12 protein-coding genes and 1 tRNA gene are annotated in these 13,001 nt (G+C 66.1%); 9 read left to right on the forward strand and 4 right to left on the reverse strand.

Translation table 11 applies throughout. The features are described 5' to 3' along the window. Positions 1 to 100 precede the first annotated feature (100 nt). The 3 genes from AC3WUT_RS19825 (at position 101) to AC3WUT_RS19835 (ending at position 3,260) form a co-directional block, all read left to right on the forward strand. Entirely contained in the window at positions 101 to 1,369 is a 1,269-nt protein-coding gene (locus AC3WUT_RS19825; protein WP_031254750.1) for an aspartate kinase, read from the forward strand. 37 nt (positions 1,370 to 1,406) lie between these two features. Next, positions 1,407 to 1,499: transfer RNA gene (locus AC3WUT_RS19830), tRNA-Ser, on the forward strand. A 609-nt stretch (positions 1,500 to 2,108) separates the two neighbouring features. After that, positions 2,109 to 3,260 (forward strand): porin, encoded by a 1,152-nt coding sequence (locus tag AC3WUT_RS19835; protein WP_492348805.1) that lies wholly within the window; start codon positions 2,109 to 2,111, stop codon positions 3,258 to 3,260. Positions 3,261 to 3,371: 111 nt separating this feature from the next. Here the strand turns inward: AC3WUT_RS19835 and AC3WUT_RS19840 are convergent, their stop codons facing one another. After that, positions 3,372 to 4,316: a LysR family transcriptional regulator gene (locus AC3WUT_RS19840; RefSeq protein ID WP_492348806.1), complete on the reverse strand. Its 945-nt coding sequence runs from the start codon at positions 4,314 to 4,316 to the stop codon at positions 3,372 to 3,374. A gap of 113 nt (positions 4,317 to 4,429) precedes the next feature. Between AC3WUT_RS19840 and AC3WUT_RS19845 the strand changes: the two genes are divergently transcribed. The 5 genes from AC3WUT_RS19845 to AC3WUT_RS19865 are packed head-to-tail and all read left to right on the forward strand — an operon-like array spanning position 4,430 to position 8,103. After that, complete coding sequence (locus AC3WUT_RS19845) at positions 4,430 to 5,266, forward strand: intradiol ring-cleavage dioxygenase (protein WP_492348807.1); 837 nt, start codon at positions 4,430 to 4,432, stop codon at positions 5,264 to 5,266. Between the two features lie 4 nt (positions 5,267 to 5,270). After that, on the forward strand, positions 5,271 to 5,570 hold the full coding sequence (locus tag AC3WUT_RS19850; protein WP_492348808.1) for a YciI family protein: 300 nt from the start codon (positions 5,271 to 5,273) through the stop codon (positions 5,568 to 5,570). After that, a complete protein-coding gene (locus tag AC3WUT_RS19855) occupies positions 5,567 to 5,929 on the forward strand; it encodes a Dabb family protein (protein WP_492348809.1) in 363 nt (120 codons plus the stop codon). The genes AC3WUT_RS19850 and AC3WUT_RS19855 overlap by 4 nt, the downstream gene beginning before the upstream one ends. After that, positions 5,926 to 7,041, forward strand: a complete 1,116-nt coding sequence (locus AC3WUT_RS19860) for a maleylacetate reductase (RefSeq protein WP_492348810.1) — start codon at positions 5,926 to 5,928, stop codon at positions 7,039 to 7,041. The genes AC3WUT_RS19855 and AC3WUT_RS19860 overlap by 4 nt, the downstream gene beginning before the upstream one ends. A 24-nt stretch (positions 7,042 to 7,065) precedes the next feature. Continuing rightward, entirely contained in the window at positions 7,066 to 8,103 is a 1,038-nt protein-coding gene (locus AC3WUT_RS19865) for a Bug family tripartite tricarboxylate transporter substrate binding protein (RefSeq protein ID WP_492348811.1), read from the forward strand. 50 nt (positions 8,104 to 8,153) lie between these two features. On the opposite strand, the gene AC3WUT_RS19870 is transcribed toward AC3WUT_RS19865, so the two are convergent. Beyond that, on the reverse strand, positions 8,154 to 10,070 hold the full coding sequence (locus AC3WUT_RS19870) for an AI-2E family transporter (RefSeq protein WP_492348812.1): 1,917 nt from the start codon (positions 10,068 to 10,070) through the stop codon (positions 8,154 to 8,156). A 273-nt stretch (positions 10,071 to 10,343) separates the two neighbouring features. On the opposite strand from AC3WUT_RS19870, the gene AC3WUT_RS19875 reads away from it, so the two are divergent. Continuing rightward, positions 10,344 to 11,039, forward strand: a complete 696-nt coding sequence (locus tag AC3WUT_RS19875; protein ID WP_492348813.1) for a substrate-binding domain-containing protein — start codon at positions 10,344 to 10,346, stop codon at positions 11,037 to 11,039. 79 nt (positions 11,040 to 11,118) lie between these two features. Here the strand turns inward: AC3WUT_RS19875 and AC3WUT_RS19880 are convergent, their stop codons facing one another. Beyond that, a complete protein-coding gene (locus AC3WUT_RS19880; protein WP_492348814.1) occupies positions 11,119 to 11,811 on the reverse strand; it encodes a carbonic anhydrase in 693 nt (230 codons plus the stop codon). Between the two features lie 170 nt (positions 11,812 to 11,981). After that, complete coding sequence (locus AC3WUT_RS19885; RefSeq protein ID WP_492348815.1) at positions 11,982 to 12,956, reverse strand: Bug family tripartite tricarboxylate transporter substrate binding protein; 975 nt, start codon at positions 12,954 to 12,956, stop codon at positions 11,982 to 11,984. Between the last annotated feature and the right edge of the window lie 45 nt (positions 12,957 to 13,001).

A 13,001-nucleotide genomic window follows, 5' to 3' on the forward strand; every position in this document is an offset into this window, starting at 1 on the left:
CGGGTTTTGGTCCCCACTTTTTGCACGAAAACGGGCGGCGCACCAAAACGACTTTGCAACCTGCGCCGCTGATTTCCGAGTTTCGTACCCCGACACACCAATGGCATTGATCGTTCACAAATACGGCGGCACGTCGATGGGCTCGCCCGAGCGCATCCGCAACGTGGCCAAGCGCGTCGCCAAATGGGCTCGCGCAGGTCACCAGATGGTGGTGGTTCCGAGCGCCATGAGCGGCGAAACCAACCGCCTGCTGGGTCTGGCCAAGGAGCTGGCTCCGTCCAAGTCTTCGGCCGCCTACAACCGCGAGCTCGACATGCTGGCCGCCACCGGCGAGCAGGCTTCGTCGGCTCTGCTGGCCATCGCCTTGCAGGCTGAGGGCATGGAGTCGGTCAGCTACGCTGGCTGGCAGGTGCCCATCAAGACCAACAGCGCCTTCACCAAGGCCCGCATCGAATCCATCGATGACGACCGTGTGCGTGCCGACCTGGCCGCTGGCAAAGTGGTGGTCATCACCGGCTTCCAGGGCGTGGACGAAGAGGCCAACATCACCACCCTGGGCCGTGGCGGCAGCGACACCTCGGCCGTGGCCGTGGCCGCCGCCATGAAGGCCGCCGAGTGCCTGATCTACACCGACGTGGACGGCGTCTACACCACCGACCCGCGCGTGGTGGCCGAAGCCCGCCGCCTGCAGACCGTGAGCTTTGAAGAAATGCTCGAAATGGCCTCGCTGGGCTCCAAGGTGCTGCAGATCCGCTCGGTCGAATTTGCGGGCAAATACAAGGTGCCGCTGCGCGTGCTGTCCAGCTTCACCCCGTGGGACATTGACATCAACGAAGAAGCCAAATCCGGCACGTTGATCACTTTTGAGGAAGACGAAAAAATGGAACAAGCCGTCGTATCCGGCATCGCGTTCAACCGTGACGAAGCCAAGGTTTCCGTGCTGGGCGTGCCCGACAAGCCCGGTATCGCGTACCACATCCTGGGTGCCGTGGCCGATGCCAACATCGAAGTCGACGTGATCATCCAGAACCTCAGCAAAGACGGCAAGACCGACTTCAGCTTCACCGTGCACCGCGGCGAGTACGCCCGCACCGTCGAACTGCTGAACACCAAGGTGCTGCCCAGCCTGGGCGCCGCCGAAGTGGTGGGCGACACCAAGATCTGCAAGGTCAGCATCGTCGGCATCGGCATGCGCAGCCATGTGGGCGTGGCCAGCAAGATGTTCCGCAGCCTGTCGGAAGAAGGCATCAACATCCAGATGATCTCCACCTCCGAAATCAAGACCTCGGTCGTGATCGACGAAAAGTACATGGAACTGGCCGTGCGCGCCCTGCACAAGGCATTCGATCTGGACCAGCCAGTTTCCTGAAACAGGCCAAAAACTAGGCTAGAATAGCGGAATTGCTGGAAACGTGACCGAGTGGCCGAAGGTGCTCCCCTGCTAAGGGAGTATGGGGTGTAGAGCCTCATCGAGGGTTCGAATCCCTCCGTTTCCGCCAGCAACTTTCAAAGACGGACCTTCGGGTCCGTTTTTCGTTGGTGCTGCGTTTTCTTCATCAGGCGCGGGTGGCTTGGTGCTCAAATCGGATGGATGGATGGATGGTTTTGAGCGCCATCGCTTGCTTGGCGTGCTGCGCGTCTGGCATGTCATCGTTCAGGTCCACGCTGTCGCGGCATCAGAGGCAGGGCAACAATCTTTCCGGCCATCGCCGCCATCGCCAACAACGCCGCGAATGCCGGCCTGCTCGCTTCTTCTTCCTCTCGTTCTCCTTCTGCTCGCGTGCAATCCCGTTTTGAGCGGGTGTCGCAACCCGTGAGGCTCAGCCTGCCCCCAGCGTCGCAGGGCTTCTTCTGGGTTTGATAGGCACCGGCGCAGCTGCCTGATCTATTTCTATTTCAGAAATATTAAAAACTCGAATTCCATTTATTGTTGCGGTGATTGGCTGGTTTGTCATATTCAATCCGTGAAAACCCTGCACAGTCTGGGCTGCTGGTTGTCACAGCCCTGCCTGTCACGGGCAACAGGGTGTGGCTGGCAATTTCTCCGATCCATTCACTCCATCAATCAAGTCGCCTGCCCAAGGCGGGCGACGCTAGTAGGACACATGATGAAAAAGACCCTGATCGCACTGGCCGCCCTGGGGGCGCTCACTTCGGTGGCACAAGCCCAATCGAGCGTGGCCCTGTATGGTCTGCTGGACAGTGGCGTGCGCCATGACAGCGCTGCCCCGAAAAACAGTGCGGGCGCCACCGGCACTCAGAACATGTTCACCTCGGGCATCCTGAACACCTCGCGCTTCGGCTTCCGTGGCACGGAAGACCTGGGTGGCGGCATGAAGGCCAACTTCAACCTGGAGTCGGGTCTCAACGCCGGCACGGGCGCTGGCTCCAGCACCAGCAACATCTTTGACCGCCGTGCCATCGTGGGCATGGAAGACAGCTGGGGCCGTGTCGACATCGGCCGCAACACCACTTTTGCCTACGACCTGCAAGCCGGCTACGTGAACGACCCGCTGGGCCAAGAGCTGACCACCAACCGCCAGAACGCCGCGGTGTCGGCCACCTCGGTGAACCCTCTGGGCACCCTGGTGGGCTCGGGCCTGGACACCTCGCGCCGCGACAACATGGTTAAGTACCTGAGCCCCAAGCTGTCGGGCACCAACCTGGGCCTGGCTTACTCGTTCGGCAACGTGTCGGGCTCTACCGCGGCCAATTCGTCGGTGCAGTTCATGGCCAAGTACGATGTTCGCCCGCTGCAACTGGGCCTGTCGTATGACCGCCTGCGCGACACCGCCGGCCGCAAGCAGACCGTGCTGACCACGGGTGGCAATTACATCTTCGAAGGCTACAAGGTCACTGGCGGTTACACGCAGATGCAGGCCGATGCCGGTTTTGTGAACAGCAACACCTCGATCCTGACCAACTCGGGTTCCAGCACCTCGCTGTACAAGTTCCTGGCGGGCGCATCGTCCAGCACCACCGGCCTGAAGGCTGCGGTGTTCGACCTGGGTGTGGGCTTCAATGCCACGCCGCTGACCCAGGTGGTGGTGGCTTACTACAACACCAAGTACAGCGCCGATGGTCTGTCGTCCAACCGTTACGACACCTTTGCCGCCCGTGCCCGCTACACCCTGAGCAAGCGCACCGATCTGTACGCCGCCATCGACTACACCAAGGCCAAGGGCCTGACCGCAGCCCAGACCGCCAGCGGTACCACCAGCAACACCGGCCTGTCGGTCGGTATCCAGCACCGCTTCTGATGCGGTGAACCGGGCGGGCGCTGCCACGCCGGCCCGGCTTATCAGGTGATTTTTCATTGCGTTTCACCCGCCACGCCTGCCAGCGTGGCGGGTTTTTTCATGGGCGGTGGCTCATCGGCCCACCGTGCGCTGAAGCCCCATGAAACTGGTCCATTTGCGCTCGGCCTCATCGCGCTCGAACTCGGCCACCATGAAGTCGATGAAGGAGCGGACCTTGGCAGACAGGTGTCGCCGGTTGGGGTAGGCGATGTTGATCTGGATGCGGGGCAGGTCCCAGTCGTTGAGCAGCGGCACCAGCCGCCCGGCCACGATGTCGTCGTACACGATGTAGCTGGGCTGCACCAGAATGCCCAGGCCGCTGAGCGCGGCGGCGCGCAGCACCTGGCCGTCATTGGATTCGAGCAGGCCCTGGATGGGCACGGTCTGGGTGTGCTCGCCCCGGCTCAGGCGCAACTCGTGGGCGTTGTTGGCATGCACATAGATCAGAAAGTCGTGGCCTGCCAGCGCTTCGGGGGTCTGGGGCTGGCCGCGCTCGGCCAGGTAGGCGGCCGAGGCGCAGAGCACCCGACGGGTGGAGCCCAGGCGTCGGATCGTGATGCTGCTGTCGGGTTCGAACTCACGGTTGCGAATGGCCACGTCGATGCCGTTGTCGATCATGTCCAGGTAGCGGTTGGCGGTTTCGATGTGGATGCGCACCTGGGGATAGAGCTGGTGATAGCGCACCAGCCGCGGCGCAATCTGCTGCATCGAGAACGACAGCGAGGCGCTGATGCGCAGCACGCCAGAGGGCTTCAAGGTGCTGGAGTGGACGGCCGCTTCGGCTTCTTGCAACTCAGCCAGCAGGCCCCGGGCGCGCTCGTAAAAAGCCTGCCCCTCGCTGGTCAGGTACAGGCGCCGCGTGTTGCGCTCGACCAGGCGGGCGCTGAGCCGGGCCTCCAGTGAGGCCAGGTAGCGGCTGGCGGCTGGGTTCGACAGGCCCAAGGCCTCGGCCGCGCCGCCCAGGCTGCCCAGTTCGGCCACTTTGACAAACAGTTCCAGCTCGGTGAGGCGATCCATATTTCCATTTTATGGAAATATGATTTCCTTTTAATGCTGTTTTATTCTTTCCAATGAAATTCTAAAGTGTCGTCCAGGGCCCGAGCAGAGGCCTCAAACCCAGGAGACACGGCATGCGCAACCTCAATCAAGACAACATCACCCAGGCGGTCATCGCCAGCTTTGGCGACACCCGCGACCCCAGGCTCAAAGAGATCGTGATCAGCCTGGTGCAGCACCTGCATGCCTTTGCCCGCGAGGTGAAGCTGACCGAGGCCGAGTGGTTTGCCGGCATCGAGTTCCTGACCCGCTGCGGCCACATCACCGACGAGCGCCGGCAAGAGTTCATCTTGCTGTCCGATGTGCTGGGCCTGTCGATGCTGACCGTGGCCATGAACCAGGACAAGCCCCATGGCTGCACCGAGGCCACGGTTTTCGGGCCCTTTCATGTCAAGAACGCCCCTCACTACGAGCTGGGGGCTGACATCTCCAACGGCGCCAAGGGCACGCCCTGCCTGGTGCGCGGTCGCGTGCTCGACACCCGGGGCCAAGCGATTGCCGGGGCGCATCTGGATGTCTGGCAATCGGACGAGGACGGCCTGTATGACGTGCAGCATGAGGGCCTGACCCAGGCGCAGGCGCGCGGTACCTTGAACGCCGACGCCCAGGGCCGCTACCACTTTCGCTCGATCGTGGCCGTGCCCTACGCCATTCCGCACGATGGGCCGGTGGGGGCTCTGCTGGAGGCCACCGGCCGCCATCCGTGGCGGCCTGCCCACCTGCACTTCAAGATCGACGCGCCGGGCTACCAGAGCCTGATCACCCATGTGTTCCGGGACCAGAGCGACTACCTCGATTCGGACGCGGTGTTTGGCGTGCGCCAGTCGCTGGTGTGTGACTGGGTGCCTCAGCCCGACGGTACTTACCTGCTGGAGTACGACTTCGTGCTCAACCCGGCTTCGGTGGCGTAACACCATGCTGTACGCCTTTCACCTCATCGACCGGCCCGGGTCGGCCGCGCTGCGCCTGCAAATGCGCCCCGAGCACAAAGCCTGTCTGGCCCTGCTTCAAGAGCGCATCGCCTTTGCCGGCCCCCTGCTGCAAGACGACGGCCAGACCATGATCGGCAGCCTGCTGGTCATCGACTTCCCGAGCCGCGCGGCGGCCGAGGCCTGGCTGGCTCAAGAGCCGTTTCACCGCTCAGGCCTGTACGGCAGTGTGCAGATCCACGCCTTCAGCAACCTTTGGCCGCAGCGGATCGGATTCGCACCATGAACCCAGGCTCATCTGTTCGCCACATCGTGATGTGGAACATCGCCGGGGCCACGCCGGCAGAAAAAAGCGCCAACATCGACCGCCTGCGCCGGGGCTTCGAGCGGCTCAGGGGCCGGATCCCCGGCCTGTTGCACCTGGACATCGGGGTCGACTGCAGCGGGGTCGACTACGCCTGCGATGTGGTGCTCTACAGCGAGTTTGCATCGCAAGCGGCCCTGGACGCCTACGCCATTCACCCCGAACACCTGCAACTGAAGGCCGCGCTGGGCGGCATGCGCACGGCGCGCCATCAGGTGGACTACGCCTGGGCCCCTTTGCCCGGGCCCGGCCCGATCGAACGACAGGAGCCCGGCACATGAAACATTTCATCTACCAGGCCCAATCACCGCGCGTCGTGTTCGGTGCCGGTTCACTCCAGCACCTGGAGCGCGAAATCGACCAACTGGGGGCCCGCCGGGCCCTGGTCTTGAGCACCCCGCAGCAGGCCGCAGCGGCCCAGGCCGTGGTCGATCGCCTGGGCCACCGTGCGGTGGGCCTGTATGCCCAGGCCGTGATGCACGTACCCATCGAAACTGCCCGCGCGGCCCGCGCCGAGGCGGCCCGTTTGCAGGCCGATTGCGCCATTGCGCTGGGCGGTGGCTCGACCATCGGGCTGGGCAAGGCCATCGCCCTGGAGTCGGGGCTGCCGATCGTGGCCATCCCCACCACCTATGCCGGCAGCGAGATGACCCCGATCTATGGCATCACCGAGGCCGGGCTCAAAAAAACGGGGCGCGACCCCCGTGTCTTGCCACGCACCGTGATCTACGACCCCGAACTGAGCAGCACCCTGCCCGTGGCCCTCAGCGCCACCAGCGGCATGAACGCGATGGCTCACGCGGTCGAGGGCCTGTATGCCAGCGACAGCAACCCCATCCTGGACCTGATGGCCGAGGAGGGCATCCGCGCCCTGGCCGCAGCCCTGCCGCAGATACGGCAGCAGCCCGCCCCATCCGCCCAATCTGTCCATCAGATGGCCTCGACCCCGCTGGGCGAAGCCCGCGCCCAGGCCCTGTACGGCGCCTGGTTGTGTGGCAGCGTGCTGGGGCAGGTCAGCATGGCCTTGCACCACAAGTTGTGCCACACCCTGGGCGGCACCTACAACCTGCCCCATGCCGAAACCCACACCGTGGTGCTGCCCCATGCGCTGGCCTTCAACCTGCCGCAGGTGCCCCTGGCTGCCCAGCGCATCGCCCGGGCCTTGGGCCTGCCCCATGCGGGGCTGGCTGCCGCGGGCCTGTATGACCTGGCCCGTTCGCTGGGCACGCCCCTGGGCCTGCGTGAGCTGGGTCTGCAGGAGCGCGACCTGGACCGGGTCTGCGAACTGGCTCTGACCCAGCAATACCCCAATCCGCGGCCCCTCGAAAAGAACGCCCTGCGCCAGCTTTTGCAGATGGCCTACGAAGGCATCCGGCCAGGCGCAGCGGACTGACCCCCACAACAACCAGGAGACAACATGAAACCCCAAGCCACCGCCCCCCGATCCAGCCCCAGGCTGGCCCAGCACCTTTCCCACCACCTTTCCTACCGCTTTCCCCGCCGGCTTTGCCACCTGGCGCTGCTCAGCCTGGCTGTGGCGGCCAGCGGCCAGGGCATCGCCCAGGACAAGTACCCCAGCAAGGTGATCAAGGTGATCGTGCCGTTCCCGGCCGGAACCGCCCCCGATGTGATGGCCCGGTTCTGGGGCGAGCGGCTGGGCAAGGCCCTGGGGCAGGGCGTGATCGTCGACAACAAGCCCGGTGCCAGCACCATTGTGGGCACCCAGCAGTTTGTGGCGTCACCCCCCGACGGCTACACCTTTCTGTACACCGCCAGTGGCACCGTGGCCATCAACCCCTACGTCTACAAAAAGCTGCCCTACCAGACCAGCGATCTGGTGCCCGTGATCCAGACCCTGTCGATCCCGCTGGTGATCAGCGTGGCGGCCAGTTCGCCCTACAAGACCCTGGGCGACCTGATCAAGGACGCCAAAGAGCACCCCAACCAGATCAGCTACGCCTCGTACGGCGTGGCCACGGCGCCCCATGTGTCGATGGCCTACTTTGCCAACAGCGCCAACATCACGCTGAACCATGTGCCCTACAAGGACGGTGGCCTCAACGACATCGTGGGCGGGCAGGTGGGCACGGCGTTCAGCCCGATCGCCGACGTGTTGCAGTTCATCCGCACCGGCCGTGTTCGCGCGTTGGCCGTGTCCAGCCAGCAGCGCCTGGAATCCCTGCCCCAGGTGCCCACCGTGGCCGAGACCTTCCCGGGCTTCCAGGGCGACTCCTGGCACGGCGTGTTTGCCTTGAAGGGCACGCCGCAGTCTGTCATCGATCAGGTGTCGTCGATCTCCCAGAAAATCGTGGCCTCGGACGAGTACCGCAAATACCTGGCCAGCATGGGCCTGGTGCCCATCGGTGGCAGCCCCGAGACCTTTGCCACCGTGTTGCAGGCCGACAGCAAACGCTGGATGGCCGTGGTCAAGAACAACAACATCAGCCTGGATTGAGTCCCGGGCCTGACCGGCAGGACCGGCCGCCCGAACACGCCCAGGGCCCCTCAGCCCTTGGCCGCTGAGCCCCGCTGGGCCTGGTCTGCCTCCAGAGCGCAACTCACCGCGTCGCGGAACGAGTCCACCACCATCACGCCCGGGGGCGCCGGGCTGTGGGTGGGCTGGCCGGTCACCCAGGCGGGCAACTGCACCTGGATCAGGCTGGCTTGCGGCAGGTCTTGCTGCATCTGCAGCACCAAGGTCTGGGTGGCGGCCTCGGATTCGCCGCCCTGGATGAAGACCCGGGCCACGCTGTCGATGCGGGCCTCGGGCGGGGCGGCGTCGGTGTCGGTCACCGACACATGACGTGCATCGAGGCCGGCGTCGCGCAGCGCGCGGGTCAGCAGTTCGGTCATCAGCTCGTCGCCGATGCTGCCCTGGCCGATGCACAGGTTCAGCGAGCCGGTGGGCACGCTCAGCGGGCCTTGCCAGCGGCCCATCTCGGCCTCGCGCTGGCGGCGCAGGGCCACGCCGGGGCTGCTGAGGTCGAGCACGGTGTGGGCGTCGCCAAGCGGGCGTCGGCGCCGGGGTTTGCCGTCCAGCGCACCGATCACATCCACCACCACCTGTTGCATGCGCTGGGCCTGCTCGGGCGTGATCAGGCCCAGTTCGTGGTCGCGTGCGGCCAGTTGCAGGGCCGGCAGCAGGATGTTGTCGCAGTAGCTGGCAAAGCTCTTTTTCTTCAGGTAGGCGCGGGCCTGGGCGATCAGGTCGTGCGCGTCGCCCGACAGGGTGCGCTGGTAAAAGCGCTGCGGGCGGGTGAGCGACGGCCCGTCGCCCAGCAGGATGTCGAGAAACTTCAGCGACGGCACGTAGCGCCCGGCCACCAGCAGGCACAGGGTCAGCGGGGTGGCCAGCAGCAGGCCCACGGGGCCCCACAAGGCGCTCCAGAAGATGGCGGCAATCACCACCGACAGCGGCGACAGGCCGGTGCTGTGCCCATACAGCAGGGGCTCGACCACCTGCGCCGCCAACACCTCGATCACCAGAAAAAGGGCCAGCGTCAGCAGCATCAGCGTCCAGCCGGGCTCGACGGCTGCGCCCAGCAGCACCGCGGGCACGGCCGCGATCAACACCCCGATGTAGGGCACGAAGCGCATCAGTGCGGTCAGCACGCCCCACAGCATGGCATGCGGCAGATCGATGGCCCACAGGCCCAGCCACACCGCGGCGCCCACGCCAAAGTTGACCGCAAACTGCGACACGAAATAGCGCGACAGGCGCTCGCCCACATCGTTGAGCACCTCGGTGCTGGCGCGCAGGTCGTGCCCGCCGATCAGGCGCAGCAGGCGGTCGCGCAGCGATTCGTGCTCGAGCAGCGTGAACAGCATCACGATCAGCACGATGCCGGCGGTGGCCAGCGGCTCCCACAGCGAGCCGGCCAGGTGGGACAGCACGCTGAGCGAGGTGGGCGGCGGCGGGTAGACCTCCACCTGCACGCGTTCGCCGTTGGCATTGGCCTTGAGCCGGCTGGCGGCGCTGCGGGCGGGGGCCGGGCGCTCGGGCTCGCTGAAGTGCTTGAACAGGCGCCCGGCCGTGCCCTGCAGCGAGTCCATGCGGTCGACCGTCAGCTCTTTCACGGTGACCACCTTGGCGCGTATCGACGATTCGTACTGCGGCAGGCTGGCGGTCATGTCCACCAGCTGCAGGCCCAGCATCACGGTCAGGGCGGCCATGCCGGCACACAGGCTGCCCACAGCGGTCAGCACCGCCGGTGTGGCGGGCAGGCCGAGGCGCCGGAAGCGCCTCACCAAGGGGGCGATCAACAGGCTCAGCATGGCCGCCAGGGCCACCGGGACCAGCACCTCGCGCGCCAGGTACAACAGGCCCAGCACGATGGCGCAGGCCACCAGCGGGCTGGTGCTCAGCCCGTGGCGCAGGCGCTCGGCGGTCGGGTGAGGATGGGGGTCAACGGGGGGCGTCACGGTGTTCGATCAGATGGGCGATTTTGGTGGATGGGCGGTATCCGAGGGATGGCGGATCATAGCGAGCCACTGTGCGTCAGGTCGGGGGGCGAGGGGACTCTCGCCCGCCTTGCTTGCCAGCCATGCCCGGCTGGAATACCAGCTAGTGCACCACCCCACTGGGCTGCAGCACGGCCAAGCAAGGACAATGCCCTGCCTGGGTCAGGCTGCTTGCTCAGCCTTGCCCCCGGTTTCTTCGATGATTTTTTTGCAACACCACAAGAGCGCTGACGCATGAGCACACCCATCACCGGCATTTCCTCCATGGCCACCCGCCTGCTTCTGGCCGATCTGGCGGCCGCCTACCAGCAACAGTTCCAGGTGCCGGTGCAGTTCGAATCGCTGGGCGGTGTCGAGGCGGCCAAGAAGGTGCAGCAAGGCGAGGCGGTCGACCTGGTGGTGTTGGCCAGCGATGCCATCGACAAACTGATGGCCGGGGGCTTTCTGCTGCCGGCCAGCCGGCGTGACCTGGTGCGGTCTTCTGTGGCGATCGCCGTGCAGGCGGGGGCCGCTCTGCCCGATGTGAGCAGCGAAGCCGCCCTGCGCGCCAGCGTGCTGGCGGCCCGCAGCATCGGTTACTCCACCGGCCCCAGCGGCACGGCCTTGCTCAAGCTGTTCGAGCGCTGGGGCCTGGGCGACACCCTGAAAGACCGCCTGGTGCAGGCTCGCCCTGGCGTGCCGGTGGGCAGCCTGGTGGCCCAGGGCGAGGTGGCGCTGGGCTTTCAGCAGCTCAGCGAACTCAAAGACCTGCCCGGCATCACCTTGCTGGGCGGCATGCCCCCGGGGCTGGAGATCGTCACCACCTTCACCGGCGCGGTGCGCGCGGGGGCGGCGCAGGCCGCGGCGGCCCAGGCCGTGCTCGACTTCATGGGTGCACCGGCGCAGACCGCGCTCAAAGAGCGCCATGGCATGGAGGCCGCGCAGGCCTGATGCTGAACGAGCAGGTCAGACAGGTCAGACAGGTCAGGCCGTTCGGGCCGTTCGGGTGGGGCGGGCGAGTCCGCGCGGCTCAGTCCAGCACCTGCCCGTCGTGCTCCACATAGGGCTGGTAAGGCCCGGTGCCGCTGTGTGAGGCCACCGCCGCCGGGATGAAGGCGCCTTGCTTCACGTCGAACACGTTCACCTGCCCTTGTTCGATCACGTAGTGCCAGCCGTTCAGCGTCAGGCGCCCGGCCTCGACCTCGCGGCGCACCATGGGGTAGTCCATCAGGCGCTCCAGTTGCAACACCACCGAGCGTTCCTCGGTGCGGCGCAGGGCCTCGGTGCAGGCCTGCACCGGCAACACGGCCTCGTGCAACAACTCCAGCCAGCTGCGCAAGGCCCTGGCCTCGTCCGGCACGCCCTCGTAGGCGGCGCGGATGGCGCCGCAGTGGCTGTGGCCGCAGACGATGATGCGCTCCACCCGCAGCGCCAGCACGGCGTATTCGACCGCCGCCATGGTGCCGTGCAGGCCCCGTGAGCCATCGTAGGGCGGCACCAGGGCCCCCACATTGCGCACGATGAACAACTCACCCGGGCCGGCCCCGGTCAGCAGGTAAGGCACCAGGCGTGAGTCCGAGCAGCCGATGAACAGGGTCTTGGGGTGTTGGCCCTGGGCCACCAGGTCCTGAAAGCGTTGCTGGTGCAGCGGAAAGTAATCGGATTGAAAGTGCCTCAGGCGCAGCAGCAACTCGTCGGCCGGCGGGGCGTCTGTAGCGGTCATGGCGGTGTCTTGGGGGCCAGATTGGGTGATGAGCGGCTTTGACAGGCAAGGCCAGGGTTTCAATTGGCACCGATTCTGGCGCCCATCGGCCCGGTTCCGACCGGGCCCGGGTGGCCGTTTCTTGCCCTGGATCAAGGCCAGGCCGCGTCAGCGGCTGGCCGGGCCGGGCCTCATTCGGGCTTGATGCCGGCCTCGCGGATCACCTGGGCCCATTTGGCAATTTCGGAGCGCTGGTGCGCCGCCAGCTGGGCCGGGCCCGCCACGATGGGTTCCATGCCCAGGGCACGCATGCGGGCCTGCACTTCAGGCAGGCTGAACACGCGCATCGCCTCGGTGGCCAGCCGCACCTGGATGTCGGCCGGCAGGCCGCCCGGGCCGAAGATGGCCAGCCACGAATCGGCCTCGAAGCCCTTCAGCCCTTGTTCGGCCAGCGTCGGGATGTCGGGGGCCGAGGCGCTGCGGCGCAGGCTGGTGATGCCCAGGGCGCGCAGCTTGCCCTCGCGGATCGAGGGCAGGGCCGAGGGCAGGTTGTCGAACATCAGCCCGATGTGCCCCGCCAGCAGGTCGGGCACGGCCATGGCGCGGCCACGGTAGGGCACGTGGTTCAGCTTCACGCCGGCCATGGCGTTGAACATTTCGCCTGCCACGTGGGGCGAGGTGCCGATGCCGGGCGTGCCATAGCTCAGCTGGCCGGGCTGGGCCTTGGCCAGGGCCACCAGCTCGGCCACGTTCCGCGCGGGCACCGAAGGATGGGCCACCAGCACATTGGGGGTGGAGGCCACCAGCACGATGGGCGTGAAGTCCTTCACCATGTCAAACGGCAGGTGCGGGTAGAGGGTGCCGTTGATCGAGTGGGTGGCAATGCCGCCCATCATCACCGTGTAGCCATCGGGCTTGGCCTTGGCCACCGTCTCGCCGCCCAGGTTGCCCCCAGCCCCGGTCTTGTTGTCCACCACCAGGGGCTGGCCCAGCGAGAAATGCTCGGCCAGCAGGCGGGCCAGGGTGTCGGGCACGCCGCCCGGCGGAAAGCCCACCACGATGTGCACCGGCCGCTCGGGGTAGTGGGCGGTCTGGGCCAGGGCCGGGTTGAAAGAACTCCCCAGGGCTGCTGCCATGAGGGCCAGCCCGATTTTTTTGAATTTCATGTGTCGATGTCCGGATTGAAAACGCCTGCGGTCCACCGCGCGTCC

It is taken from the genome of Curvibacter sp. EU05-FHT14A10, assembly GCF_058791075.1.

Coding starts and splice junctions, on each gene's coding strand:
- AC3WUT_RS19840 (WP_492348806.1), bottom strand. CDS start 4,316: ATGGATCGCCTCACCGAGCTGGAACTGTTTGTCAAAGTGGCCGAACTG.
- AC3WUT_RS19865 (WP_492348811.1), top strand. CDS start 7,066: ATGAAACCCCAAGCCACCGCCCCCCGATCCAGCCCCAGGCTGGCCCAG.
- AC3WUT_RS19880 (WP_492348814.1), bottom strand. CDS start 11,811: ATGACCGCTACAGACGCCCCGCCGGCCGACGAGTTGCTGCTGCGCCTG.
- AC3WUT_RS19835 (WP_492348805.1), top strand. CDS start 2,109: ATGAAAAAGACCCTGATCGCACTGGCCGCCCTGGGGGCGCTCACTTCG.
- AC3WUT_RS19860 (WP_492348810.1), top strand. CDS start 5,926: ATGAAACATTTCATCTACCAGGCCCAATCACCGCGCGTCGTGTTCGGT.
- AC3WUT_RS19850 (WP_492348808.1), top strand. CDS start 5,271: ATGCTGTACGCCTTTCACCTCATCGACCGGCCCGGGTCGGCCGCGCTG.
- AC3WUT_RS19845 (WP_492348807.1), top strand. CDS start 4,430: ATGCGCAACCTCAATCAAGACAACATCACCCAGGCGGTCATCGCCAGC.
- AC3WUT_RS19825 (WP_031254750.1), top strand. CDS start 101: ATGGCATTGATCGTTCACAAATACGGCGGCACGTCGATGGGCTCGCCC.
- AC3WUT_RS19885 (WP_492348815.1), bottom strand. CDS start 12,956: ATGAAATTCAAAAAAATCGGGCTGGCCCTCATGGCAGCAGCCCTGGGG.
- AC3WUT_RS19855 (WP_492348809.1), top strand. CDS start 5,567: ATGAACCCAGGCTCATCTGTTCGCCACATCGTGATGTGGAACATCGCC.
- AC3WUT_RS19875 (WP_492348813.1), top strand. CDS start 10,344: ATGAGCACACCCATCACCGGCATTTCCTCCATGGCCACCCGCCTGCTT.